Below are 26,552 nucleotides of genomic sequence, written 5' to 3' on the forward strand. Positions count from 1 at the left end.
ATCTTCATAGAGTAGCCTAACCTACTCCACTCCTCACTTTCTCTAACAGAACAGGTGGTACATTTATCTACCTATATGACGATATGGTATTTTCTAATATCATGGAACCCTCTAGACACAAAGAGTTTAAATCATTTTTCTAATATCCAATGTCCCTGAATTTTACAACTTCTTAATGACAATAGGATGAATCTTTGAACCAAACTTTTTCTTTGGATGCTTCCCAATGTTGATTTTTATCAAAAAATATTTGTTTTATATATTAGTCTCCATACACGAAAAAGTACCACAGTATCAACGCCTGTGGTAGTCTAAAATTTTATACTTAGCCTGAACAAGATGTCCTCTCTTTATAAGTTAGTGCCCAGCTTCCGATGATATTCGAATCTTTTCATCTGAGTGCTCTTGTTCAACTGCCAGCTATACATTATTATTTATTTTACATTGTATCCTTCCGTCCATATATTTTAATTAATAGAACCTTACGGTTAGTAAAAAATAAAAAGACCCATTCAATGAATGGGTCTTTCTTAAGTGCCTAGCGACGTCCTACTCTCACAGGGGGAGTCCCCCAACTACCATCGGCGCTGAAGAGCTTAACTTCCGTGTTCGGTATGGGAACGGGTGTGACCTCTTCGCCATCATCACTAGACTTATGAAGGTTCGCACCTTCAAAACTAGATAACGTTCAGACATTCATTAATTATTTGGTTAAGTCCTCGATCGATTAGTATCAGTCAGCTACACACGTCACCGCGCTTCCACCTCTGACCTATCAACCTCGTCATCTTCGAGGGATCTTACTAGCTTGCGCTATGGGAAATCTCATCTTGAGGGGGGCTTCATGCTTAGATGCTTTCAGCACTTATCCCGTCCACACATAGCTACCCAGCGATGCCCTTGGCAGAACAACTGGTACACCAGCGGTGTGTCCATCCCGGTCCTCTCGTACTAAGGACAGCTCCTCTCAAATTTCCTACGCCCACGACGGATAGGGACCGAACTGTCTCACGACGTTCTGAACCCAGCTCGCGTACCGCTTTAATGGGCGAACAGCCCAACCCTTGGGACCGACTACAGCCCCAGGATGCGATGAGCCGACATCGAGGTGCCAAACCTCCCCGTCGATGTGGACTCTTGGGGGAGATAAGCCTGTTATCCCCGGGGTAGCTTTTATCCGTTGAGCGATGGCCCTTCCATGCGGAACCACCGGATCACTAAGCCCGACTTTCGTCCCTGCTCGACTTGTAGGTCTCGCAGTCAAGCTCCCTTGTGCCTTTACACTCTACGAATGATTTCCAACCATTCTGAGGGAACCTTTGGGCGCCTCCGTTACATTTTAGGAGGCGACCGCCCCAGTCAAACTGCCCACCTGACACTGTCTCCCATGCCGATTTAGGCATGTGGGTTAGAATTTCAATACAGCCAGGGTAGTATCCCACCGACGCCTCCACCGAAGCTGGCGCTCCGGCTTCTAAGGCTCCTACCTATCCTGTACAAGCTGTACCAAAATTCAATATCAGGCTACAGTAAAGCTCCACGGGGTCTTTCCGTCCTGTCGCGGGTAACCTGCATCTTCACAGGTACTATAATTTCACCGAGTCTCTCGTTGAGACAGTGCCCAGATCGTTACACCTTTCGTGCGGGTCGGAACTTACCCGACAAGGAATTTCGCTACCTTAGGACCGTTATAGTTACGGCCGCCGTTTACTGGGGCTTCGATTCAAAGCTTCTCTTGCGATAACCTCTCCTCTTAACCTTCCAGCACCGGGCAGGTGTCAGCCCCTATACTTCGCCTTGCGGCTTCGCAGAGACCTGTGTTTTTGCTAAACAGTCGCCTGGGCCTATTCACTGCGGCTTATCAGGGCTATTCACCCTAATAAGCACCCCTTCTCCCGAAGTTACGGGGTCATTTTGCCGAGTTCCTTAACGAGAGTTCTCTCGAACACCTTAGGATTCTCTCCTCGCCTACCTGTGTCGGTTTGCGGTACGGGCACCTCTCACCTCGCTAGAGGCTTTTCTTGGCAGTGTGAAATCAGGAACTTCGGTACTTTATTTCCCTCGCCATCACAGCTCAGCCTTAACGATTCGCGGATTTGCCTACGAATCAGCCTTACTGCTTGGACGCGCATATCCAACAGCGCGCTTACCCTATCCTTCTGCGTCCCCCCATTGCTCAAACGGTGAGGAGGTGGTACAGGAATTTCAACCTGTTGTCCATCGCCTACGCCTTTCGGCCTCGGCTTAGGTCCCGACTTACCCTGAGCGGACGAGCCTTCCTCAGGAAACCTTAGGCATACGGTGGAGGGGATTCTCACCCCTCTTTCGCTACTCATACCGGCATTCTCACTTCTAAGCGCTCCACCAGTCCTTCCGGTCTGACTTCACTGCACTTAGAACGCTCTCCTACCATTGTTCTAAAAGAACAATCCACAGCTTCGGTGATACGTTTAGCCCCGGTACATTTTCGGCGCAGAGTCACTCGACCAGTGAGCTATTACGCACTCTTTAAATGGTGGCTGCTTCTAAGCCAACATCCTGGTTGTCTGGGCAACTCCACATCCTTTTCCACTTAACGTATACTTTGGGACCTTAGCTGGTGGTCTGGGCTGTTTCCCTCTTGACTACGGATCTTATCACTCGCAGTCTGACTCCTGAATATAAGTCTTTGGCATTCGGAGTTTGACTGAATTCGGTAACCCGTTGGGGGCCCCTAGTCCAATCAGTGCTCTACCTCCAAGACTCTAAATTCAAGGCTAGCCCTAAAGCTATTTCGGAGAGAACCAGCTATCTCCAAGTTCGATTGGAATTTCTCCGCTACCCACACCTCATCCCCGCACTTTTCAACGTGCGTGGGTTCGGGCCTCCATTCAGTGTTACCTGAACTTCACCCTGGACATGGGTAGATCACCTGGTTTCGGGTCTACAACCACGTACTCATGCGCCCTACTTAAGACTCGCTTTCGCTGCGGCTCCGTCTTATCAACTTAACCTTGCACGTGATCGTAACTCGCCGGTTCATTCTACAAAAGGCACGCCATCACCCTGATATTTTCCGAAGGAAAAATCATAGGGCTCTGACTACTTGTAGGCACACGGTTTCAGGATCTCTTTCACTCCCCTTCCGGGGTGCTTTTCACCTTTCCCTCACGGTACTGGTTCACTATCGGTCACTAGGGAGTATTTAGCCTTGGGAGATGGTCCTCCCTGCTTCCGACGGGATTTCTCGTGTCCCGCCGTACTCAGGATCCACTCTAGAGAGAACGAAGTTTCGACTACAGGGCTGTTACCTTCTGTGGCTGATCTTTCCAGATCACTTCATCTACCTCGTTCTTTTGTAACTCCGTACAGAGTGTCCTACAACCCCAAGAGGCAAGCCTCTTGGTTTGGGCTATTTTCCGTTTCGCTCGCCGCTACTCAGGAAATCGCGTTTGCTTTCTCTTCCTCCGGGTACTTAGATGTTTCAGTTCCCCGGGTTTACCTTCAACTACCCTATGAATTCAGGTAGAGATACTACTCCATTACGAGCAGTGGGTTTCCCCATTCGGAAATCTTCGGATCAAAGCTTACTTACAGCTCCCCGAAGCATATCGGTGTTAGTCCCGTCCTTCATCGGCTCCTAGTGCCAAGGCATCCACCGTGCGCCCTTACTAACTTAACCTAAGTTAAAGTCGTAAAAACTTTACAGTTTATTACTTTGGTTTTAATTCTTAATGAATGTCTTGTTACGTTATCTAGTTTTCAAGGTACGAATTCTAATAGAAGGAAAGTTCCTTCAAAACTGACCACAATAAATCAAGCGTCTTTTTATGAATCTCATAAGAGATTCAGTTTCCTTAGAAAGGAGGTGATCCAGCCGCACCTTCCGATACGGCTACCTTGTTACGACTTCACCCCAATCATCTGTCCCACCTTAGGCGGCTGGCTCCTAGATGAAACAAGTTTCATCTTAGGTTACCCCACCGACTTCGGGTGTTACAAACTCTCGTGGTGTGACGGGCGGTGTGTACAAGGCCCGGGAACGTATTCACCGCGGCATGCTGATCCGCGATTACTAGCGATTCCAGCTTCATGCAGGCGAGTTGCAGCCTGCAATCCGAACTGAGAATGGTTTTATGGGATTCGCTTAACCTCGCGGTTTTGCTGCCCTTTGTACCATCCATTGTAGCACGTGTGTAGCCCAGGTCATAAGGGGCATGATGATTTGACGTCATCCCCACCTTCCTCCGGTTTGTCACCGGCAGTCACCTTAGAGTGCCCAACTGAATGCTGGCAACTAAGATCAAGGGTTGCGCTCGTTGCGGGACTTAACCCAACATCTCACGACACGAGCTGACGACAACCATGCACCACCTGTCACCTTTGTCCCCGAAGGGAAAACTCTATCTCTAGAGCGGTCATAGGGATGTCAAGACCTGGTAAGGTTCTTCGCGTTGCTTCGAATTAAACCACATGCTCCACCGCTTGTGCGGGCCCCCGTCAATTCCTTTGAGTTTCAGTCTTGCGACCGTACTCCCCAGGCGGAGTGCTTAATGCGTTTGCTGCAGCACTAAAGGGCGGAAACCCTCTAACACTTAGCACTCATCGTTTACGGCGTGGACTACCAGGGTATCTAATCCTGTTCGCTCCCCACGCTTTCGCTCCTCAGCGTCAGTTACAGACCAGAGAGTCGCCTTCGCCACTGGTGTTCCTCCACATCTCTACGCATTTCACCGCTACACGTGGAATTCCACTCTCCTCTTCTGCACTCAAGTCTCCCAGTTTCCAATGACCCTCCCCGGTTGAGCCGGGGGCTTTCACATCAGACTTAAAAGACCGCCTGCGAGCGCTTTACGCCCAATAATTCCGGATAACGCTTGCCACCTACGTATTACCGCGGCTGCTGGCACGTAGTTAGCCGTGGCTTTCTGGTTAAGTACCGTCAAGGTACGAGCAGTTACTCTCGTACTTGTTCTTCCTTAACAACAGAACTTTACGACCCGAAGGCCTTCATCGTTCACGCGGCGTTGCTCCGTCAGACTTTCGTCCATTGCGGAAGATTCCCTACTGCTGCCTCCCGTAGGAGTCTGGGCCGTGTCTCAGTCCCAGTGTGGCCGATCACCCTCTCAGGTCGGCTACGCATCGTTGCCTTGGTGAGCCGTTACCTCACCAACTAGCTAATGCGCCGCGGGCCCATCTGTAAGTGATAGCCGAAACCATCTTTTAATAGAGAACCATGAGGTTCTTTATATTATCCGGTATTAGCTCCGGTTTCCCGAAGTTATCCCAGTCTTACAGGCAGGTTGCCCACGTGTTACTCACCCGTCCGCCGCTAATTAAAGGAAGCAAGCTTCCTTTAATCCGCTCGACTTGCATGTATTAGGCACGCCGCCAGCGTTCATCCTGAGCCAGGATCAAACTCTCCAATAAGAGATATTTGATTGCTCAAATAAAAATTTAAAGCTAGATTAAACGTTGACGCTTGTTTATTGTGTTCAGTTTTCAAAGAACTTTGGTGGAGCCTAGCGGGATCGAACCGCTGACCTCCTGCGTGCAAGGCAGGCGCTCTCCCAGCTGAGCTAAGGCCCCAAAATGAAATAGTGGTCGGGAAGACAGGATTCGAACCTGCGACCCCTTGGTCCCAAACCAAGTGCTCTACCAAGCTGAGCTACTTCCCGTAAAAATATGGCGCGCCCGACAGGAGTCGAACCCATAACCTTCTGATCCGTAGTCAGACGCTCTATCCAATTGAGCTACGGGCGCATCATATCAGCTAAATTATAAATTAATTAGCCATAGAAAGATATTTTGCTAAAGCAAAAATCTTTGGTGCCGAGGACCGGAATCGAACCGGTACGGTAGTCACCTACCGCAGGATTTTAAGTCCTGTGCGTCTGCCAGTTCCGCCACCCCGGCAAAATGTAGCTTGGAGCGGAAGACGGGATTCGAACCCGCGACCCCCACCTTGGCAAGGTGGTGTTCTACCACTGAACTACTTCCGCATAATGCGGGTGAAGGGACTCGAACCCCCACGTCAAAGACACTAGATCCTAAGTCTAGCGCGTCTGCCAATTCCGCCACACCCGCATATTATGAGTTTTTTTGCTATTTTGCAAAAAAATGGTGAGCCATGAAGGACTCGAACCTTCGACCCTCTGATTAAAAGTCAGATGCTCTACCGACTGAGCTAATGGCTCAAAATGAAAATATACTTTGAGTTTATTCTCGGTTATTCACGATTTCTTAAAAAGAGCATCTAGTTGACGTCCTACTCTCAGGAAGTCATTCATGAAGCAGCTCGAGTAGTACGCTGTAGTATCTCAAGGAAGCTTATTCAAACGTGCTCTACCGACTGAGCTAATGGCTCAAAATAGTTAATTTTGAAAAGATAATCGGTTTTAAAAATGGTGCCGGCGATAGGAGTCGAACCCACGACCTACTGATTACAAGTCAGTTGCTCTACCAACTGAGCTACACCGGCAATTCATAGTTTTATATGGTGGAGGATGACGGGATCGAACCGCCGACCCCCTGCTTGTAAGGCAGGTGCTCTCCCAGCTGAGCTAATCCTCCATTTAAAAACTGCCTAGCGACGTCCTACTCTCACAGGGGGAATCCCCCAACTACCATCGGCGCTGAAGAGCTTAACTTCCGTGTTCGGTATGGGAACGGGTGTGACCTCTTCGCCATCATCACTAGACAATAAAGCAACAAATTCTATTATAATGTATTTCATACATTTTGCAATAGGAAATTCATTCCTTCAAAACTAGATAACGTTCAGACATTCATTAATTATTTGGTTAAGTCCTCGATCGATTAGTATCAGTCAGCTACACACGTCACCGCGCTTCCACCTCTGACCTATCAACCTCGTCATCTTCGAGGGATCTTACTAGCTTGCGCTATGGGAAATCTCATCTTGAGGGGGGCTTCATGCTTAGATGCTTTCAGCACTTATCCCTTCCACACATAGCTACCCAGCGATGCCCTTGGCAGAACAACTGGTACACCAGCGGTGTGTCCATCCCGGTCCTCTCGTACTAAGGACAGCTCCTCTCAAATTTCCTACGCCCACGACGGATAGGGACCGAACTGTCTCACGACGTTCTGAACCCAGCTCGCGTACCGCTTTAATGGGCGAACAGCCCAACCCTTGGGACCGACTACAGCCCCAGGATGCGATGAGCCGACATCGAGGTGCCAAACCTCCCCGTCGATGTGGACTCTTGGGGGAGATAAGCCTGTTATCCCCGGGGTAGCTTTTATCCGTTGAGCGATGGCCCTTCCATGCGGAACCACCGGATCACTAAGCCCGACTTTCGTCCCTGCTCGACTTGTAGGTCTCGCAGTCAAGCTCCCTTGTGCCTTTACACTCTACGAATGATTTCCAACCATTCTGAGGGAACCTTTGGGCGCCTCCGTTACATTTTAGGAGGCGACCGCCCCAGTCAAACTGCCCACCTGACACTGTCTCCCATGCCGATTTAGGCATGTGGGTTAGAATTTCAATACAGCCAGGGTAGTATCCCACCGACGCCTCCACCGAAGCTGGCGCTCCGGCTTCTAAGGCTCCTACCTATCCTGTACAAGCTGTACCAAAATTCAATATCAGGCTACAGTAAAGCTCCACGGGGTCTTTCCGTCCTGTCGCGGGTAACCTGCATCTTCACAGGTACTATAATTTCACCGAGTCTCTCGTTGAGACAGTGCCCAGATCGTTACACCTTTCGTGCGGGTCGGAACTTACCCGACAAGGAATTTCGCTACCTTAGGACCGTTATAGTTACGGCCGCCGTTTACTGGGGCTTCGATTCAAAGCTTCTCTTGCGATAACCTCTCCTCTTAACCTTCCAGCACCGGGCAGGTGTCAGCCCCTATACTTCGCCTTGCGGCTTCGCAGAGACCTGTGTTTTTGCTAAACAGTCGCCTGGGCCTATTCACTGCGGCTTATCAGGGCTATTCACCCTAATAAGCACCCCTTCTCCCGAAGTTACGGGGTCATTTTGCCGAGTTCCTTAACGAGAGTTCTCTCGAACACCTTAGGATTCTCTCCTCGCCTACCTGTGTCGGTTTGCGGTACGGGCACCTCTCACCTCGCTAGAGGCTTTTCTTGGCAGTGTGAAATCAGGAACTTCGGTACTTTATTTCCCTCGCCATCACAGCTCAGCCTTAACGATTCGCGGATTTGCCTACGAATCAGCCTTACTGCTTGGACGCGCATATCCAACAGCGCGCTTACCCTATCCTTCTGCGTCCCCCCATTGCTCAAACGGTGAGGAGGTGGTACAGGAATTTCAACCTGTTGTCCATCGCCTACGCCTTTCGGCCTCGGCTTAGGTCCCGACTTACCCTGAGCGGACGAGCCTTCCTCAGGAAACCTTAGGCATACGGTGGAGGGGATTCTCACCCCTCTTTCGCTACTCATACCGGCATTCTCACTTCTAAGCGCTCCACCAGTCCTTCCGGTCTGACTTCACTGCACTTAGAACGCTCTCCTACCATTGTTCTAAAAGAACAATCCACAGCTTCGGTGATACGTTTAGCCCCGGTACATTTTCGGCGCAGAGTCACTCGACCAGTGAGCTATTACGCACTCTTTAAATGGTGGCTGCTTCTAAGCCAACATCCTGGTTGTCTGGGCAACTCCACATCCTTTTCCACTTAACGTATACTTTGGGACCTTAGCTGGTGGTCTGGGCTGTTTCCCTCTTGACTACGGATCTTATCACTCGCAGTCTGACTCCTGAATATAAGTCTTTGGCATTCGGAGTTTGACTGAATTCGGTAACCCGTTGGGGGCCCCTAGTCCAATCAGTGCTCTACCTCCAAGACTCTAAATTCAAGGCTAGCCCTAAAGCTATTTCGGAGAGAACCAGCTATCTCCAAGTTCGATTGGAATTTCTCCGCTACCCACACCTCATCCCCGCACTTTTCAACGTGCGTGGGTTCGGGCCTCCATTCAGTGTTACCTGAACTTCACCCTGGACATGGGTAGATCACCTGGTTTCGGGTCTACAACCACGTACTCATGCGCCCTACTTAAGACTCGCTTTCGCTGCGGCTCCGTCTTATCAACTTAACCTTGCACGTGATCGTAACTCGCCGGTTCATTCTACAAAAGGCACGCCATCACCCTGATATTTTCCGAAGGAAAAATCATAGGGCTCTGACTACTTGTAGGCACACGGTTTCAGGATCTCTTTCACTCCCCTTCCGGGGTGCTTTTCACCTTTCCCTCACGGTACTGGTTCACTATCGGTCACTAGGGAGTATTTAGCCTTGGGAGATGGTCCTCCCTGCTTCCGACGGGATTTCTCGTGTCCCGCCGTACTCAGGATCCACTCTAGAGAGAACGAAGTTTCGACTACAGGGCTGTTACCTTCTGTGGCTGATCTTTCCAGATCACTTCATCTACCTCGTTCTTTTGTAACTCCGTACAGAGTGTCCTACAACCCCAAGAGGCAAGCCTCTTGGTTTGGGCTATTTTCCGTTTCGCTCGCCGCTACTCAGGAAATCGCGTTTGCTTTCTCTTCCTCCGGGTACTTAGATGTTTCAGTTCCCCGGGTTTACCTTCAACTACCCTATGAATTCAGGTAGAGATACTACTCCATTACGAGCAGTGGGTTTCCCCATTCGGAAATCTTCGGATCAAAGCTTACTTACAGCTCCCCGAAGCATATCGGTGTTAGTCCCGTCCTTCATCGGCTCCTAGTGCCAAGGCATCCACCGTGCGCCCTTACTAACTTAACCTAAGTTAAAGTCGTAAAAACTTTACAGTTTATTACTTTGGTTTTAATTCTTAATGAATGTCTTGTTACGTTATCTAGTTTTCAAGGTACGAATTCTAATAGAAGGAAAGTTCCTTCAAAACTGACCACAATAAATCAAGCGTCTTTTTATGAATCTCATAAGAGATTCAGTTTCCTTAGAAAGGAGGTGATCCAGCCGCACCTTCCGATACGGCTACCTTGTTACGACTTCACCCCAATCATCTGTCCCACCTTAGGCGGCTGGCTCCTAGATGAAACAAGTTTCATCTTAGGTTACCCCACCGACTTCGGGTGTTACAAACTCTCGTGGTGTGACGGGCGGTGTGTACAAGGCCCGGGAACGTATTCACCGCGGCATGCTGATCCGCGATTACTAGCGATTCCAGCTTCATGCAGGCGAGTTGCAGCCTGCAATCCGAACTGAGAATGGTTTTATGGGATTCGCTTAACCTCGCGGTTTTGCTGCCCTTTGTACCATCCATTGTAGCACGTGTGTAGCCCAGGTCATAAGGGGCATGATGATTTGACGTCATCCCCACCTTCCTCCGGTTTGTCACCGGCAGTCACCTTAGAGTGCCCAACTGAATGCTGGCAACTAAGATCAAGGGTTGCGCTCGTTGCGGGACTTAACCCAACATCTCACGACACGAGCTGACGACAACCATGCACCACCTGTCACCTTTGTCCCCGAAGGGAAAACTCTATCTCTAGAGCGGTCATAGGGATGTCAAGACCTGGTAAGGTTCTTCGCGTTGCTTCGAATTAAACCACATGCTCCACCGCTTGTGCGGGCCCCCGTCAATTCCTTTGAGTTTCAGTCTTGCGACCGTACTCCCCAGGCGGAGTGCTTAATGCGTTTGCTGCAGCACTAAGGGGCGGAAACCCCCTAACACTTAGCACTCATCGTTTACGGCGTGGACTACCAGGGTATCTAATCCTGTTCGCTCCCCACGCTTTCGCTCCTCAGCGTCAGTTACAGACCAGAGAGTCGCCTTCGCCACTGGTGTTCCTCCACATCTCTACGCATTTCACCGCTACACGTGGAATTCCACTCTCCTCTTCTGCACTCAAGTCTCCCAGTTTCCAATGACCCTCCCCGGTTGAGCCGGGGGCTTTCACATCAGACTTAAAAGACCGCCTGCGAGCGCTTTACGCCCAATAATTCCGGATAACGCTTGCCACCTACGTATTACCGCGGCTGCTGGCACGTAGTTAGCCGTGGCTTTCTGGTTAAGTACCGTCAAGGTACGAGCAGTTACTCTCGTACTTGTTCTTCCTTAACAACAGAACTTTACGACCCGAAGGCCTTCATCGTTCACGCGGCGTTGCTCCGTCAGACTTTCGTCCATTGCGGAAGATTCCCTACTGCTGCCTCCCGTAGGAGTCTGGGCCGTGTCTCAGTCCCAGTGTGGCCGATCACCCTCTCAGGTCGGCTACGCATCGTTGCCTTGGTGAGCCGTTACCTCACCAACTAGCTAATGCGCCGCGGGCCCATCTGTAAGTGATAGCCGAAACCATCTTTTAATAGAGAACCATGAGGTTCTTTATATTATCCGGTATTAGCTCCGGTTTCCCGAAGTTATCCCAGTCTTACAGGCAGGTTGCCCACGTGTTACTCACCCGTCCGCCGCTAATTAAAGGAAGCAAGCTTCCTTTAATCCGCTCGACTTGCATGTATTAGGCACGCCGCCAGCGTTCATCCTGAGCCAGGATCAAACTCTCCAATAAGAGATATTTGATTGCTCAAATAAAAATTTTAAAACTAGATTAAACGTTGACGCTTGTTTATTGTGTTCAGTTTTCAAAGAACTTGTCCTGCTTACCTAAGCAGCTTTATTATAATATCATTTACCGTTTTTGAAGTCAACATATTTTTTGAAGAACTTTTCTCGAAAAATGTTTTCTTCAGAAGCGACGTTTATTAATATATCACTATAGTAATATCATTGCAATAGTTTTTTAAGAAAACTTTCACATCGACGATTAGAACATCCTCTCTTAAGCCTAATCTTAATTTCTAATACTAGGCATTCTGTTATTTAAATTCTGGTTAGGCTACCATGTGAATAAGTATTGCACCACGGAGTATGAAAATAGTGCATTCACCTAGTGTGGAATGAGCGGAGAACCACTTGACTCCTGCGGGATCTAGTGGTCTCGTGAGACCCCGGGAGCCCGCCCCTGGCAACGAGGAGGCTCACGGACCACCCCGCGGAAAGCAAGTGAATCGCAGCGAATGGAACTCCACAACCTAAGTTATTTTGAGTGTAGCCATCATAGTGCTCGAAAACTCGTCCATTCAGCAATGGACATAGTTCCTCATTACCATTACCTTAGCCTAAACAAATAAAAAGGACGCCAATTTGACGTCCTCATTAACAGTATTATCTATTACGCATTTGTGGAAATAACAATACATCCCTAATAGATGGAGAATTAGTAAGCAACATCACTAAACGATCAATACCAATTCCAAGTCCACCAGTAGGAGGCATCCCATATTCTAATGCTTCAATGAAATCTTCGTCCATCATATGTGCTTCATCATTTCCTTGTTCTCTTTCTTGCAATTGAGCTTCAAATCTCTGACGCTGATCAATAGGATCATTCAATTCAGTAAATGCGTTTGCATGCTCTCTCGCAACAATGAACAATTCAAAGCGATCTGTAAAGCGCTCATCTTCTGGATTTTTCTTAGCTAGCGGTGAAATCTCTACAGGATGTCCAAAAATAAAGGTTGGCTGAATTAGTTTTTCCTCAACCTTTTGTTCAAAGAATTCATTTACAATATGTCCATATTGCATATTATTATTAATTTCTACGCCATTTTCTTTAGCAAGCTCTCTTGCTTCTTCGATACTCATTCGCTTCCAAAAATCTACCCCTGTATATTCTTTGATTGCATCAACCATATGCAGTCTTGTCCATTCTGGCTTTAGATCGACTTCATATTCACCGTATTGAACAGTTGTCGTACCAAGAACTTCTTCAGCAATATGTGCAATGAGGTTCTCAGTTAAGCTCATGATATCCTTATAATCTGCATAAGCTTCATAAAGCTCAATCATTGTAAATTCAGGGTTATGTCTTGTTGAAACACCCTCATTTCGGAACACTCGTCCAATTTCATAAACTTTTTCTAGCCCCCCTACAATTAGGCGCTTTAAATGTAGCTCAATTGCAATTCTCATAAATAGAGGTATGTCTAAAGCATTATGATGTGTGATGAATGGACGAGCGGAAGCTCCCCCAGGAATAGAATGCATCATCGGTGTTTCAACTTCTAAATATCCATGATCATCTAAGTATCTGCGCATTGAACGAATGATTCTACTTCGCATGATAAAAGTATCTTTGCTTTCCGGATTCATAATTAAATCAAGATAACGTTGACGATAACGTTGCTCCACATCTTTTAGTCCATGGAACTTCTCTGGAAGAGGGCGTAATGATTTTGATAGTAACTCAAATGACTCTACTTTAATAGATAGTTCTCCAACTTTTGTTTTAAAGACATTTCCAGTTACACCGACAATGTCACCTAAATCTGCAGTATTAAATACATCATACTGCTCTTCACCTACTGCATCTTGGCGAATATACAATTGAATTTGCCCAGTCAGGTCTTGGATATGAGTGAAACCAGCTTTCCCTTTTCCTCGCTTTGTTTTAATACGACCAGCGATCGTTACAGTAATTGTTTTTTCGTCTAACTCTTCCTTTGAAAGTTCGTCATATAGATTGACTAACTCCTGAGAAGTATGAGTACGATCAAAACGTTTTCCGAACGGATCTAACCCTTTTTCACGATATGCGTTTAACTTTTCCCGTCTAACTAAAAACTGGTCATTTAATTCTTCATGACTCATAAGATCACTCCACTTTATTATTATTATTATTAAGTATGTAATATCTTGTGTTTACATAATAGTTGTCTTTTAATCAAGATTTATAGTCTTCCCTTAACTATATAAACAGAAAAACTGCCAGTAATCAACCGGCAGCAATCAGTAGGCTGTTAAAAAACACTCGGATTTTTTCGTTAGGTATCATTGTTTCATGATCATTACCAACAAGGTAAACCCAAACCTCACAACGACTAGCGCCTTGACTGCCAAGCATTTCGCATTAGCCTGAACTATTTTAATAGAATTATACTACCTGACTATTACTTTGTTGCTTTTGTTCAATTTCTTCTACAAAGTCCGTTAATAATGTAACTAAATCTTGCCTTGTGTTACATTCATTTACTTTATTACGTACTATTGCATTACCTCTGATTCCTTTAAGGTACCAAGCAGCATGCTTTCTCATTTCTCTTACTGCGATATGCTCACTTTTCAAATCAATTAAACGATCTAAATGTAAGATACAAACATCGATTTTTTCTTTCACACCAGGTTCAGGCATTAATTCCCCAGTTTCAAGAAATTTTACTGTTTGATATATCATCCATGGGTTTCCTAAAGCTGCACGACCTATCATCACGCCATCTACACCTGTTTCATCAAGCATACGCTTTGCATCTTGTGGCGTTTGAACATCCCCGTTACCGATAACAGGAATTTTTACAGCTTGCTTTACTTCTTTAATGATATCCCAATTTGCATGTCCTTCATACATCTGAACACGCGTTCGACCATGAAGCGCAACAGCTTTTCCACCCGCTCGCTCTACTGCTTGTGCGTTTTGAATAGCAAAAATATGCTCCTCATCCCAGCCCATTCTCATTTTTACAGTTACTGGTTTATCTACTGCATCTACGACAGCAGAAACCATTTCATAAATTTTATTTGGATCAAGTAACCACTTCGCACCGGCATCACACTTTGTGATTTTCGGTACTGGGCAACCCATGTTAATATCGATGATATCAGCTGTTGTGTTTTTATCTACAAACTTTGCAGCTTCTACAAGCGTTTCTTTTTCGCCACCAAAAATCTGAAGGCTTAGTGGTTTTTCTTGTTCATCTATATAAAGCATTCCCATTGTTTTTGCGTTATTATAAAGAATCGCTTTGTCACTTACCATTTCAGCACACACTAGACCTGCACCGAATTCTTTTACTGTTAGGCGGAATGCTGAGTTACATACACCTGCCATTGGCGCTAATACAACTTGGTTCTTCATTTGAATATCGCCGATTTTTAACATAGTAACCCCCCTTAAAGTTTAATCATTATTTTTTGGTGTTAACTCAGTTATTGGGATATTTAAAATGTCCGAAACCTCTTTGATAAAACTTTCACTTGGGACACGGTTGCCTCGCTCAACTTCACCCAAAATAGACACGGAAACACCTAGGTCCTTCGCAAAGCCTTCTTGAGTATAACCTTTTAGCTTTCGAAACGCCCTAATCCGTCTTCCCCACTTTTCCGCTTCCATATACGTACTCCTTCTCTGTCCGGTAAACCTTCTAAAATTAAAGATATTAGCATCTTTGTAGTTGGTAATTTTATATGTTGGTCAATCTCCATTAACGGCACAAGAACAAAAGAACGCTCATGCATCCGTGGATGGGGAATAATTAATTTCTCTGTTTCAATATTTTCGTTATTAAATAACAAAATGTCAAGGTCTAATGTTCTAGGGCCCCATCTAATCCCCCTTTTTCTACCAAGATTATTCTCTATCTTTTGTGTCTCAAGTAGTAATTCATGTGGACTTAACGGGGTATTAACTTTTATTACCATGTTTAAAAATGGTTCTTGATCAGTAAACCCAATTGGATCAGTTTCATAAATTGATGAGGTTGCTGTCACTTCAATTTTTAAATGACAATCAAGCTGTTCAACCGCTTCCTTTATAAAGTTATAACGGTTACCCATGTTCGACCCTATAGATAGATATGCCGTATTCACCCTTTATCTTCCCCTCTTTATTTCCACCGCCACTGAATGATAGTGACCATGTATCGGAGGGTTTGGTTTTATGAGTTTTACATGACAAGTAACTACAGCCGGAAAAGAATCTAAAATCACTGCAGCGATTTTTTCAGCAACAGCTTCTATTAGTTTATAAGGCTCGCCTTCAACTATATCCTTACAGCGTTCATATAGTTCTGCATAATTAATTGTATATGTTAAATCATCCGTCTTACCGGCTGCCGATAGATCCGTTTCAACAATTAAATCAACAAAAAAACGTTGACCTAAGACCGTTTCTTCTGGCAACACGCCATGATATCCATAAAACTCCATTTGATTTACAATTATTTTATCAATCATTTTCTCCACCTTTACCTTCAAGCACATCCATCATTTGTGCAATCCGTTTATTTAATCTGACATTATGAACTCTTACAAATGAACACCCCTTTTGTATTCCAAGGGCAGTCGTTGCGCCAGTCCCCTCATCTCTTTGCGCTGGAGGCAAGTCAAGGACATGGCCAATAAAGGTTTTTCTTGAGGTACCTAATAGAACGGGGTATCCCAGATGGTTAAACTGCTCTAAATTTCTCAGAACCTCTAAGTTGTCCTGAAAATCTTTCGCAAAGCCAATACCAGGATCAAGAATGATCTTATCATCTTTCACCCCTGCACTTTTGACAATATTAATGCTTTCATTCAAGTCATCTATCATATCATTAATCAAATGCTTATAGTTTTTATTTGACCGGTTATGCATAAGGATAATTGGTACATTATAATCAGCTGCTACTTGAGCCATTTTAGGATCTGCTTTTGCTCCCCATACATCATTAATAATATGGGCACCAGCTTCGATTGCCTGTCTGGCTACTTCTGCTTTATATGTATCAATTGATATCGGGACGTTAATAGAAGAGGTAATCGTCTTAATGACAGGAACCACACGTTTAAGTTCATCTTCCTGGCTTACTTTTTCAGACCCTGGACGAGTTGATTCTCCTCCAATGTCTATCAAATCGGCACCCTCTGCAACCATCTCTCTTGCGTGCTCTAATGCTAGATCAAGATGATTGAATTTGCCACCATCAGAGAAGGAATCAGGCGTCATATTTAAGATTCCCATAATAAAGGTTTTCTCAGCATATGTAAGTTGAAACGGACCACATTCAAGTTGAGGATATTTAAGGTTGATCATACTCACTATTAAATCATTCCTTCTTTTAATTCTTTTCTGCTGAAGAGTTTATGACTATGACTTTTGTAGATGTTCATAAGCTTTGAAGTGAAAACACCTCTAGTTCCAGGAAATTCATGATCATTCAAACAAGAAATGGGAACGATTTCTTGAACTGAATTGGTGATAAAGATTTCATCACACCCCTGCAATTCATCTACTGTAAACTCCCCCTCATAAAGAGGATAACCTAAGAGTCTTATCACATCTATTAAGTATGCTCTTGTAATTCCACTTAATATTCCTGTGCTTAAAGCCGGAGTAAAAAAACACTCATCTTTAAACCAAAAGAGATTTGAAGTGATACCTTCAGCAACTTTTCCATCTCTTGTTAAAAATATCCCTTCCTTGTTCGGGTCGTTACCAAGTTCTCTTTTAGCATAGATATTATTTAAGAAATGATGTGATTTCAACCGAAATGATCCCTCTGGAGTGTTACGGGTAGTATCGAGGATGATCGCCTGTTTTTGTGCTTGAAATGAAGGAAGTGGTTTAACAAAAACGATAATGGTCGGATTATGGTATTCCTCTGTTTGTAAACCAATTTCCCCATGTCCGGCAGAAACGTTAATTCGGACATAGGCATCTTGTAAACCATTAGAACTTAACGTTCTATGTAAAATATCAAGTATCGATTCTTTCGTTAGTTCAAAATGAATGTTTAATTCCTTCAAACCTGATGTTAATCGACTAAGGTGATCATCCAATAAAAAAGGATGATTACCGTATACTCTCAGCGTTTCAAAAACCCCTAGACCATAGATGTACCCATGGTCAAAGGGGGAAATTTTTGCATCTTCTTGTCTTACGATTTCGCCATTTATATAGATGAACATTAATTCTGCTCAATCCTTTTATATTTCGTAATAAAATTTTGAAGCATTTCCTTACCGAAGGAAGTCATAATGGATTCCGGATGGAACTGAACACCTTCAATTGGCAGTGTTTTATGTCTAAGAGCCATAATTTCCTGTTCATCCGTCCATGCTGTCACTTCTAAGCACTCCGGTAGAGTCTCTTTTTTAACAATTAATGAATGGTATCTAGTCGCAGTTAGCGGATTTTCTAATCCTTCAAAGATTGATTCATTATTATGATGGATTTGTGATGTTTTACCATGCATTAATCGATCTGCACGGACTACATCACCACCAAATACTTGCCCGATGGATTGATGGCCTAAACAAACACCAAAAATCGGAATTTTTCCAGCAAAGTATTCAATCGCCTCTAAACTTATACCCGCTTCATTTGGACTACAAGGACCAGGAGAAATCATCAAAAACTCTGGATTTAACTCTTCTATTTCTTTAACTGATATTTCATCATTTCTCTTAACTACCAATTCTTGTCCAAGCTCACCTAAATATTGTACTAAATTAAATGTAAAAGAATCATAGTTATCAATCATTAAAATCATCTAACTCACCTCATGCTCATTTTTTCTAACGCTCAGCTTCACTCAATTCCTTTGCCTTCCATAATGCCATGGCCTTTTTTAATGATTCCTTATATTCATGCTTCGGATTGGAATCTATGACAATTCCTGCGCCCGCTTGCACATGAGCCATACCATCCTTTGCCACCATTGTACGGATAGCGATATTAAATTCCATTTCGCCAGAAAAACTAATCCAGCCTATAGAACCAGTATAAACCCCTCTTCGCACAGTCTCAAGTTCTTCAATAATTTCCATCGTTCGAACCTTTGGTGCTCCAGTAATCGTACCGCCTGGAAATGTTGCTCGTAAGACGTCAAATTCATCTTTTCCGCTGGAAAGGATACCTCTAACATTTGAGACAATATGCATCACATGTGAATACCTTTCAATAACCATAAATTCATCGACTTCGACAGTACCATATTCACATACTCGTCCTAGGTCGTTCCGTTCTAAATCAACAAGCATCACATGTTCAGCTCGCTCTTTTTCATTTTCTATTAATTCATTCGCTAATGCAATATCTTCTTCTTCATTTCTTCCTCTAGACCTTGTCCCTGCAATAGGTCTTGTACTTACCTCTTGTCCCTTTTTCTTTACCAAAAGCTCAGGTGAGCCACTAACAAGTTGGAATTCAGGGAACTGAGCATAAGACATGTATGGAGAAGGATTAACACTTCTGAGCATTTCATAAATATAAAATGGATGCGAATGTAATGGCTGTGATTGCCTTACAGATAGATTAACCTGGAAAATGTCCCCAGCAGAGATATAATTTTGAATCTTTGTCACCGCATCCTTAAATTCACTTTCTGTTAAGGAAACCTGATATGATAATCCCTGTGATGGATTTTGGTATGAATATTGCCATTCCTGATCGTCCAGGGTCGTCCAGAGTTTCTCTAAGAAATCCAATTTATCTTCAGCCGATTTTAGCTCATCTTGCTTATAATGGGTAATTAACCATAATACCTCTTCATGATGATCAAAAACAAACACGTCATCAAAAACCATAAAATAAAGATCGGGTGTTTCTAAATCATCCTTGGCTTCTGTTGGTAGCTTCTCGATATACCTTGCATAGTCATAACTGACAAACCCTATCGCTCCACCTTGAAAATCTGGAAAATTCGGATTCTGAACAGTCTTGTATTGACTCATCCACTCTTTCATAAGCTCTAGCGGATCTCCATTTCTGAGCATTTGGTTACCAGTTTGAAAATCCGTAATTAAAAGTTCGTGATTTTTCCCTTTTAATAACGCAAAAGGTTTTAATCCAATAATGCTATACCTTCCACCACGTCCACTTTCTAAAAGTATGTGGTAAGGCTCTAGTTTAGATAAATTTTTATATTGTTTGAACCAATCGTTTTGCTTATATGGTAATTTTTTTGCTAAAGGAATCCTAAGATGTTGCACTACTTCACTCTCCTTGCACTCTCATAATGACATTGTACATGATTCTTTATTTATGTTCACCATTTTGAAAGAAAAGGAGTTATTAATCTTTAATAAAGGCTTTTTTTAAAATCATTGTTGCTTTTGAAAATGCTATAAAAATCACTATGAACTAGGTGGAGTGGCTTCTTTCTTCTGAAATTAGACCAATATACTGTAAATAACGGCTTCCGTTAACGGGGAGATGCAATACAATCTACAAATGGATTAGCAGAATCTTTTAGCGTAGCGATTTTGGCCTCTTTGTTTTCTTTTAATTATTGATTTATGGGATTAAACCTTAGAATTGGCATACTTTTAGCTTGCCAATTTATCCGATGCATAATAATTATAATTCAGCGCCCAATTTCTCTGCTAAATTGACTTTGGAAAAGAGGTAAATCGCCGGAATCATTAATCCAGTGACCAGAGATACTATAATAAGGGGATATTTTTCCTTTAAACTGCAGAGTATTGCTTGGTTAGGGGTAATTAAGGGGAAGTTTTCCCTTTAACCAAAACACAATCACCCCATTTTCATGTTTTTCAAGTAGATAACGGGAAATTTTACCTCTATCATAACTATTTTCAGTCATTTTTCCTAATTAAGGGAAGTTTCTCCCCTTAATTTATCAGCTCATGCTGCTAATTCACTAATCTAGGTACGAAGAGATTCCGCTTTTTTAAAGCCGGGTGGGACCATGAATTAAGAATCACTTATTGAACGAACGGTGCTATGTTATAAGTAAAAAACCTCGGTAATTTCAGGTGCTAATAGGGTTGGGTAAATATATCCCTGTTTTCCTTGTTAAATCCTATCTTCTCCCCCCACATAAGAACCCGTTATACTGTAAATGGTGTTTTTTTCAGTTTAAAACTATATTAAACGTTATTAATAGCCCCTTACTTAATAGTAAGGGGCTTTAAATAGGACGTTGATTATTTATTATTCTTGTTCAAATTGATAAAGCGGAGTACTTAAATAGCGCTCACCATTACTTGGAATGATTGCTAATACCTTCTTCCCTTTACCAAGTTCTTTTGCTACTTTTAACGCAGCGCAGATTGCTGCTCCTGAAGATATACCACCTAGAAGACCTTCTTCTCTAGCAGCACGACGAGCATATTCAAATGCTTCTTCATTTTTCACAGTAATAATTTCATCATATACTTTTGTATCAAGAATATCTGGTACAAAACCTGCACCAATCCCTTGAATTTTATGTGGACCTGGCTTACCACCAGATAAGACTGGAGAATCAGCTGGCTCAACTGCAACAATTTTCACGCCAGGGAAATTTTCTTTAATCACTTGCCCTGCACCTGTAATTGTTCCGCCCGTTCCGATCCCAGAAATAAATGCATCAAGACCATCGCTCATTTGCTCAACAATTTCTTTACCAGTTGTATTACGATGAATTTCAGGGTTCGCTTCGTTTTTGAACTGTTGTGGCATAAAATAGCCATGTTCCTTCGCAAGCTCTTCAGCCTTGCGAATTGCACCACCCATACCTTCTGGTCCAGGTGTTAATACTAGCTCAGCACCATAAGCACGTAACAGGTTGCGTCTTTCCATACTCATCGTTTCAGGCATAACTAAGATTGCCTTGATTCCTTTGGCTGCCGCAACCATCGCTAGACCAATACCAGTGTTTCCGCTAGTTGGCTCTACAAGAGTATCTCCCTCTTTTAGTTTACCTTCTTTTTCTGCAGCTTCAATCATTGCAAGCGCAATACGGTCTTTTACACTACTTCCAGGATTCATAAACTCTAATTTCAAATAAACATCTGCGCTATCAGCATCAACAAGTCTATTAAGCTTAACGATTGGTGTCTGTCCTACTAACTCATGAATTGAATTTGCTACACGTACCATTTCATCCACCTCTTAATCCCTAGTATTTTTATTGGTTTTGTATACAATTTACCAATTGATATCAAAATTGTCAATCATTTTAACTTAGTTTATTAATTTTTTCCGTAAAACCACGATACATCAGCTTCTTCCCAAAATGGCTGGATAGATAAGGAACCTTGGACTTGATCAATGGCAATTTGTCTCTTTATTTGATCCTTTACTTGTTCAAATGTATAAGATACTCCATTAATCGTTTCGTGAACCACAATTACAGCATATCCATCTGTCACTTTTAGTGGCTGACTCCATTCGTTTGGTTTCAATTCACTAGCTGTTTCAATATACGATGAAGGAATATATCCACTTTCTAGTGATACAAAACCAAGTTCTCCGCCTTGATTTGCCGAGAACTCATCAATTGACTTTTCCATGGCTAGCGCAGTAAAGCTAGAGCCATTATTTAATTCTTGGATCACCTGATTTGCTTCATCGAGAGTATTTACGACAATATGAGATAAATGGTATGTAGTTGGAATATCATAGAGTTCTTTATTTTTATCATAAAATTGCTGCATCTCTTCTTCAGAAATGACTGCGTCTTTTGTTACCAATTCCTCTAGGAGTAAACTCATCTCAATCTGCTCTCTCCATTGCTCATCATTAATCTTTTCATGATCAAGTGGGTTATACATTGTTTTTATCATCGTTACTTCTCGGTCAATTACTTCAGATGAGATCTTAATATTATACTTTTCTGCCATCAGTTTTATAACCGTCTCATCAATTAAGTCCTCTAGTGTTTCTTTTCCATAGCGTTCTTCCAGTTCTGTAATCCATTGTTGCCTTGTGATAACAGTGTTACCTATACTAGCAACAGATTCCTCTGCAGTACTATCGATCATTACATTGCTAGATACCTCTTTAGTTCTGGTGTTTTCATTAACAAAGAAAGCAATAGTAAAACAATTCATTAAAGCCAATGTAACAATGATTCCCCACAATGTTTTTGTATTCACTTTTCCCTCTCCCCACCATCTTCTGTAAAAACAAAATACTAAGATTGTCTAATGCTTTGCTTGATCCTTTAATTGAGTTAAGTCATCTTTTGTAAAATGATACGTTTCATTACAAAAGTGACATTCTGCATCAGCTTTACCATCTTCATCAATCATCTCTTGGATTTCTTGTTCCCCTAAACTGATAATAGCGTTTTCGAGTCGTTCACGTGAGCAAGGACAATTAAAAGAAACATCCATACGGTCTAAAATCTTTACATTTTCTTCACCTAAAATCTCGTACAATATATCCTCAGGTGATAATCCATTTTGTATAAGTGTTGAAATAGGTGAAATATTATTTAATCTTGTTTCAATTTCAGTAATTGTTTCTTCATCCGTTCCCGGAAGTAATTGCACAAGAAAACCACCAGCAGCTAGGATCGAATAGTCTGGATTAACTAATACTCCCACTCCAACTGATGAGGGAACTTGTTCTGAAGAAACGAGATAATACGTGAAGTCTTCACCCAGTTCTCCTGAGACAATTGGGACTTGTCCAGAGAATTGGTCTCTCATTCCTAGGTCTTTAACAACTGTTAAGGTACCCTCGGTGCCAACAGCTCTTCTTACATCAAGCTTACCAAATTGATTTAAGTCGAAATGGGTTTGCGGATTTGTTACATATCCTCGAACCTCCCCCTTAGCATTACTATCAACTAAAATAACACCGATTGGGCCTCTGCCTTCAATTTTTATGGTTGTTTTTTCTTCTCCTTTAAGAGCAGCACCGAGCATCACTCCAGCAGTCATAGCTCTACCTAGTGCAGCTGATGCAGTTGGCCATGTCTGATGTCTAACTTGAGCCTCTGAAACAGTGTCAGTTGTACGCAATGCATAGGCTCTAACCTGACCTCCAAATGCAAGTGCTTTAATTAAATAATCTGACATATTATACCCCTTTCAAATCTAGTTGATTTTCTTTGTTAAAAACACATTTATCCTCTATATCGCTGATCAATATTTCGCTCATAGATTAGCTGTAACCCTTTTAGTGTTAAAAATGGTTCAATAATATCGATCACATTCGATTCCTTTGCAATAAGAGTTGCTAGACCACCTGTTGCGATTACCTTTGGTTCTTCTTTAGCTTGTGATTTAATTCGGTTTACAATTCCTTCAACTTGACCTACATATCCAAATAGGATACCTGATTGCATCGCACTTACAGTATTTTTTCCAATCACATGATCTGGTCTTGCTATTTCAATTCTTGGTAGCTTGGAAGCTCGGGAGTATAGTGCTTCAGTTGAAATGCCAATCCCAGGAGCAATAGCTCCACCCATATATTGACCTTGCTCATTAATGTAACAGTATGTAGTCGCAGTTCCAAAATCCACTATAATTAGTGGAGATCCGTATAAATGAATACCTGCAACGGCATTCACAATTCGATCGGCTCCCACTTCTTTTGGATTATCATATTTTATATTTAGGCCTGTTTTAATCCCTGGTCCCACAATCATCGGCTTTACATGAAAATACTTATCACACATTCGTTCAAGCGCAAACATTATAGGAGGAACAACCGAGGAGATAATGACCCCCTTAATATCCTTAAAAGATAAATGAACATGCTCTAGTAAAGACTTTATCACCATCCCATATTCATCTTCTGTTTTACTTCGACTGGTTTCGATTCTCCAATGATGCTTTAGCTCATTGTTTTCATATACTCCCAATACTGTATTTGTATTACCAACATCCAATACAAAGATCATCAGAATTCACCACTTTATTTTAATCTTATTTTTTGTCCTAATCATAACATAGTCGGCAATAAAAGTTTAATACCTAGCCTACTTCCCAGGGTTATATTGGGCGAAGAAAATTTAGAGGCTATTGTTAAAGAGGAAAAAAGCGATTTGACCATCTGGCCAAATCGCTTTGCATATTAATTATTAGTTATCCTGAGTATCATCTTTTTTCTTATTTATATTTACTTTAACGTCATCGGTAGATACTGTTGTTGTAGTTGTCTTATCTGCTGCAACTGGTCTCTCTGGTAACTTACCATGATCAACAAGACCTTTAATTTGTTCGGCATCTAATGTTTCAACATCAAGTAAGGTTTTAGCAATTAATTCAAGCTTTTCACGATTTTCAGTAAGTATCTTACGAGCTCGTTCATAGCTTTCCTTAATGAAGCGTTGAATTTCCATATCAATTTCATGAGCAATTGCATCACTATAATTCTGCTCATTATGGATATCTCTACCCAGGAACACTTGACCACCTTGGGCCTGACCAAATTGTAGTGGTCCAAGCTTTTCACTCATTCCATACTCAGTGACCATCTTACGAGCAATTGCAGTGGCACGTTGGAAATCATTATGTGCTCCTGTACTTACTTCTCCAAAGACAATTTCTTCAGCAACACGACCACCAAGTAGCCCTGTAATCTTATCAAGTAATTCTGGCTTTGTCATGAAATAACGATCCTCTCTAGGAAGCATTACTGCATACCCACCCGCTTGACCACGAGGCACGATCGTTACTTTATGTACCATATCCGCTTCGTCTAAAACAACTCCAATAATAACGTGTCCTGCTTCATGATAAGCAACAATATTTCGTTCCTTTTTCGAGATAACTCTCGTTTTCTTCGCAGGCCCTGCTATCACTCGATCTGTTGCTTCATCAATATCTTCCATCTGAATCGTCTTTTTATTTTGACGTGCTGCAACAAGAGCAGCCTCATTCAATAAGTTTTCTAAGTCAGCACCAGAAAATCCTGGCGTTCTCGCAGCAATTGCTTTAAGATTTACGGTTTCATCTAATGGCTTATTATGAGCATGAACCTTTAATACTGCTTCTCTTCCAATTACATCTGGGCGATCTACAGTAATTTGTCTGTCAAAACGACCTGGACGCAAAAGTGCAGGATCAAGAATATCTGGGCGGTTTGTTGCTGCTACGATAATAATTCCTTCATTCGCACCAAAGCCATCCATTTCAACAAGTAATTGGTTTAATGTCTGCTCACGTTCGTCATGTCCTCCACCAAGTCCTGCTCCACGCTGACGACCTACTGCATCGATTTCATCAATAAAAATAATACAAGGTGCGTTCTTTTTTGCATTTTCAAAAAGGTCACGTACACGAGATGCTCCGACCCCTACAAACATTTCAACGAAGTCTGAACCACTAATTGAGAAGAAAGGTACTCCTGCTTCTCCCGCAACAGCTCTCGCAAGTAAAGTTTTACCAGTTCCCGGAGGTCCTACTAATAAAACACCCTTCGGAATACGTGCACCAAGCTCAGCAAACTTTCTTGGGTCCTTTAAGAATTCAACCACTTCAACAAGCTCTTGCTTTTCTTCATCAGCACCCGCTACATCCTTAAATTTAACCTTCTTCTTATCTTCGCTATAAAGCTTTGCCTTACTTTTACCAAAGTTCATAACACGACTTCCGCCGCCCTGAGCTTGGTTAAGTAAGAAGAAGAATAAAATAAAGATGATAATGAAAGGAATGATTGAAGTGAAGAATGTTACCCATCCACTTGTTTCTTTTGCTTGGAGAATCGTAACATCGATACCACCTGCAGCTGCAGCTTCATCGATCCGCGTCATGGCATTGTCACTGTTCACAACAAAAGTCTGGAAAAATTTCTTGTCATCCTCATATTCCTTTAGCTGACCTCTAACAACATACACCCCACGCTCAGGTTGTATTGTAAAGTTTTCAACCTTACCATTTTCAAGGTTAGAAATAAATTGATCATATCTCATTTCTTCTGTTGGTGCATTGTTTCCTTGAAAAAAGCTAACTACACCTATAATTACTAAAAAGATTAATAAATAAAAGATCGTATTACGGAAAATCCGATTCATCCCTTACCTCCTCCCACGATGAACAAACTATATTAAATAGTATCATAGTAATTTAAGTCAAATCAAAC

14 protein-coding genes, 9 tRNA genes and 6 rRNA genes are annotated in these 26,552 nt (G+C 42.8%); all 29 read right to left on the reverse strand.

Features of this window, described 5'->3' with window-relative positions; all coding sequences use genetic code 11:
• Positions 1-536: 536 nt before the first annotated feature.
• The 29 genes from rrf (BK579_RS01270) to ftsH all read right to left on the reverse strand — a co-directional run bounded on the left by rrf (BK579_RS01270) (position 537) and on the right by ftsH (position 26,484).
• Positions 537-652 (reverse strand): 5S ribosomal RNA (rrf, locus tag BK579_RS01270).
• A gap of 55 nt (positions 653-707) precedes the next feature.
• A 23S ribosomal RNA gene (locus BK579_RS01275) occupies positions 708-3,661 on the reverse strand.
• A 179-nt stretch (positions 3,662-3,840) separates the two neighbouring features.
• Positions 3,841-5,409 (reverse strand): 16S ribosomal RNA (locus tag BK579_RS01280).
• Between the two features lie 83 nt (positions 5,410-5,492).
• A tRNA-Ala gene (locus BK579_RS01285) sits at positions 5,493-5,568 on the reverse strand.
• Between the two features lie 12 nt (positions 5,569-5,580).
• Positions 5,581-5,657: transfer RNA gene (locus BK579_RS01290), tRNA-Pro, on the reverse strand.
• A gap of 8 nt (positions 5,658-5,665) precedes the next feature.
• Positions 5,666-5,742, reverse strand: a tRNA-Arg gene (locus BK579_RS01295).
• Between the two features lie 64 nt (positions 5,743-5,806).
• Positions 5,807-5,895 (reverse strand) — tRNA-Leu (locus tag BK579_RS01300).
• An 11-nt stretch (positions 5,896-5,906) separates the two neighbouring features.
• A tRNA-Gly gene (locus tag BK579_RS01305) sits at positions 5,907-5,981 on the reverse strand.
• Positions 5,982-5,985: 4 nt separating this feature from the next.
• A tRNA-Leu gene (locus BK579_RS01310) sits at positions 5,986-6,066 on the reverse strand.
• Between the two features lie 34 nt (positions 6,067-6,100).
• Positions 6,101-6,176 (reverse strand) — tRNA-Lys (locus tag BK579_RS01315).
• A 208-nt stretch (positions 6,177-6,384) separates the two neighbouring features.
• Positions 6,385-6,460, reverse strand: a tRNA-Thr gene (locus BK579_RS01320).
• Positions 6,461-6,476: 16 nt separating this feature from the next.
• Positions 6,477-6,552: transfer RNA gene (locus BK579_RS01325), tRNA-Val, on the reverse strand.
• Positions 6,553-6,563: 11 nt separating this feature from the next.
• Positions 6,564-6,679, reverse strand: a 5S ribosomal RNA gene (gene rrf, locus BK579_RS01330).
• Positions 6,680-6,778: 99 nt separating this feature from the next.
• Positions 6,779-9,732: ribosomal RNA gene (locus tag BK579_RS01335) — 23S ribosomal RNA — on the reverse strand.
• Positions 9,733-9,911: 179 nt separating this feature from the next.
• Positions 9,912-11,480: ribosomal RNA gene (locus tag BK579_RS01340) — 16S ribosomal RNA — on the reverse strand.
• The 16S, 23S and 5S rRNA genes sit together here with 9 tRNA genes alongside, the layout of an rRNA operon.
• A gap of 656 nt (positions 11,481-12,136) precedes the next feature.
• Positions 12,137-13,621 (reverse strand): lysine--tRNA ligase, encoded by a 1,485-nt coding sequence (lysS, locus tag BK579_RS01345; RefSeq protein WP_078543177.1) that lies wholly within the window; start codon positions 13,619-13,621, stop codon positions 12,137-12,139.
• A gap of 283 nt (positions 13,622-13,904) precedes the next feature.
• A complete protein-coding gene (gene dusB, locus BK579_RS01350; RefSeq protein WP_078543178.1) occupies positions 13,905-14,906 on the reverse strand; it encodes a tRNA dihydrouridine synthase DusB in 1,002 nt (333 codons plus the stop codon).
• Between the two features lie 18 nt (positions 14,907-14,924).
• Positions 14,925-15,137: a helix-turn-helix domain-containing protein gene (locus BK579_RS01355; RefSeq protein WP_078543179.1), complete on the reverse strand. Its 213-nt coding sequence runs from the start codon at positions 15,135-15,137 to the stop codon at positions 14,925-14,927.
• Positions 15,089-15,613 (reverse strand): 2-amino-4-hydroxy-6-hydroxymethyldihydropteridine diphosphokinase, encoded by a 525-nt coding sequence (gene folK, locus BK579_RS01360; protein ID WP_268876444.1) that lies wholly within the window; start codon positions 15,611-15,613, stop codon positions 15,089-15,091. The genes BK579_RS01355 and folK overlap by 49 nt, the downstream gene beginning before the upstream one ends.
• Before the next feature lie 3 nt (positions 15,614-15,616).
• Entirely contained in the window at positions 15,617-15,979 is a 363-nt protein-coding gene (folB, locus tag BK579_RS01365) for a dihydroneopterin aldolase (protein WP_328589211.1), read from the reverse strand.
• Complete coding sequence (folP, locus tag BK579_RS01370; RefSeq protein WP_078550306.1) at positions 15,972-16,817, reverse strand: dihydropteroate synthase; 846 nt, start codon at positions 16,815-16,817, stop codon at positions 15,972-15,974. Before folP ends, folB begins: the two co-directional genes overlap by 8 nt.
• A gap of 8 nt (positions 16,818-16,825) precedes the next feature.
• Positions 16,826-17,692, reverse strand: coding sequence for an aminodeoxychorismate lyase (pabC, locus tag BK579_RS01375; RefSeq protein WP_078543180.1), 867 nt, complete (start codon positions 17,690-17,692; stop codon positions 16,826-16,828).
• The gene (pabA, locus tag BK579_RS01380; RefSeq protein WP_078543181.1) at positions 17,692-18,276 is read right to left on the reverse strand and encodes an aminodeoxychorismate/anthranilate synthase component II; all 585 of its coding nucleotides are present in this window, start codon (positions 18,274-18,276) and stop codon (positions 17,692-17,694) included. Before pabA ends, pabC begins: the two co-directional genes overlap by 1 nt.
• A gap of 25 nt (positions 18,277-18,301) precedes the next feature.
• Complete coding sequence (gene trpE / locus BK579_RS01385) at positions 18,302-19,717, reverse strand: anthranilate synthase component I (RefSeq protein ID WP_235848307.1); 1,416 nt, start codon at positions 19,715-19,717, stop codon at positions 18,302-18,304.
• 964 nt (positions 19,718-20,681) lie between these two features.
• Positions 20,682-21,611 (reverse strand): cysteine synthase A, encoded by a 930-nt coding sequence (gene cysK / locus BK579_RS01390; protein WP_078543182.1) that lies wholly within the window; start codon positions 21,609-21,611, stop codon positions 20,682-20,684.
• Positions 21,612-21,703: 92 nt separating this feature from the next.
• Positions 21,704-22,609 carry a peptidyl-prolyl cis-trans isomerase gene (locus BK579_RS01395; protein WP_078543183.1) on the reverse strand — a complete coding sequence of 302 codons (906 nt, stop codon included), beginning with the start codon at positions 22,607-22,609 and terminating at the stop codon, positions 21,704-21,706.
• Between the two features lie 48 nt (positions 22,610-22,657).
• Complete coding sequence (gene hslO / locus BK579_RS01400) at positions 22,658-23,539, reverse strand: Hsp33 family molecular chaperone HslO (RefSeq protein WP_078543184.1); 882 nt, start codon at positions 23,537-23,539, stop codon at positions 22,658-22,660.
• Between the two features lie 47 nt (positions 23,540-23,586).
• Positions 23,587-24,369: a type III pantothenate kinase gene (locus BK579_RS01405; protein WP_078543185.1), complete on the reverse strand. Its 783-nt coding sequence runs from the start codon at positions 24,367-24,369 to the stop codon at positions 23,587-23,589.
• 180 nt (positions 24,370-24,549) lie between these two features.
• Positions 24,550-26,484: an ATP-dependent zinc metalloprotease FtsH gene (gene ftsH / locus BK579_RS01410; RefSeq protein ID WP_078543186.1), complete on the reverse strand. Its 1,935-nt coding sequence runs from the start codon at positions 26,482-26,484 to the stop codon at positions 24,550-24,552.
• Between the last annotated feature and the right edge of the window lie 68 nt (positions 26,485-26,552).

The organism is Litchfieldia alkalitelluris (genome assembly GCF_002019645.1).
Taxonomy (GTDB): Bacteria; Bacillota; Bacilli; order Bacillales; family Bacillaceae_L; genus Litchfieldia; species Litchfieldia alkalitelluris.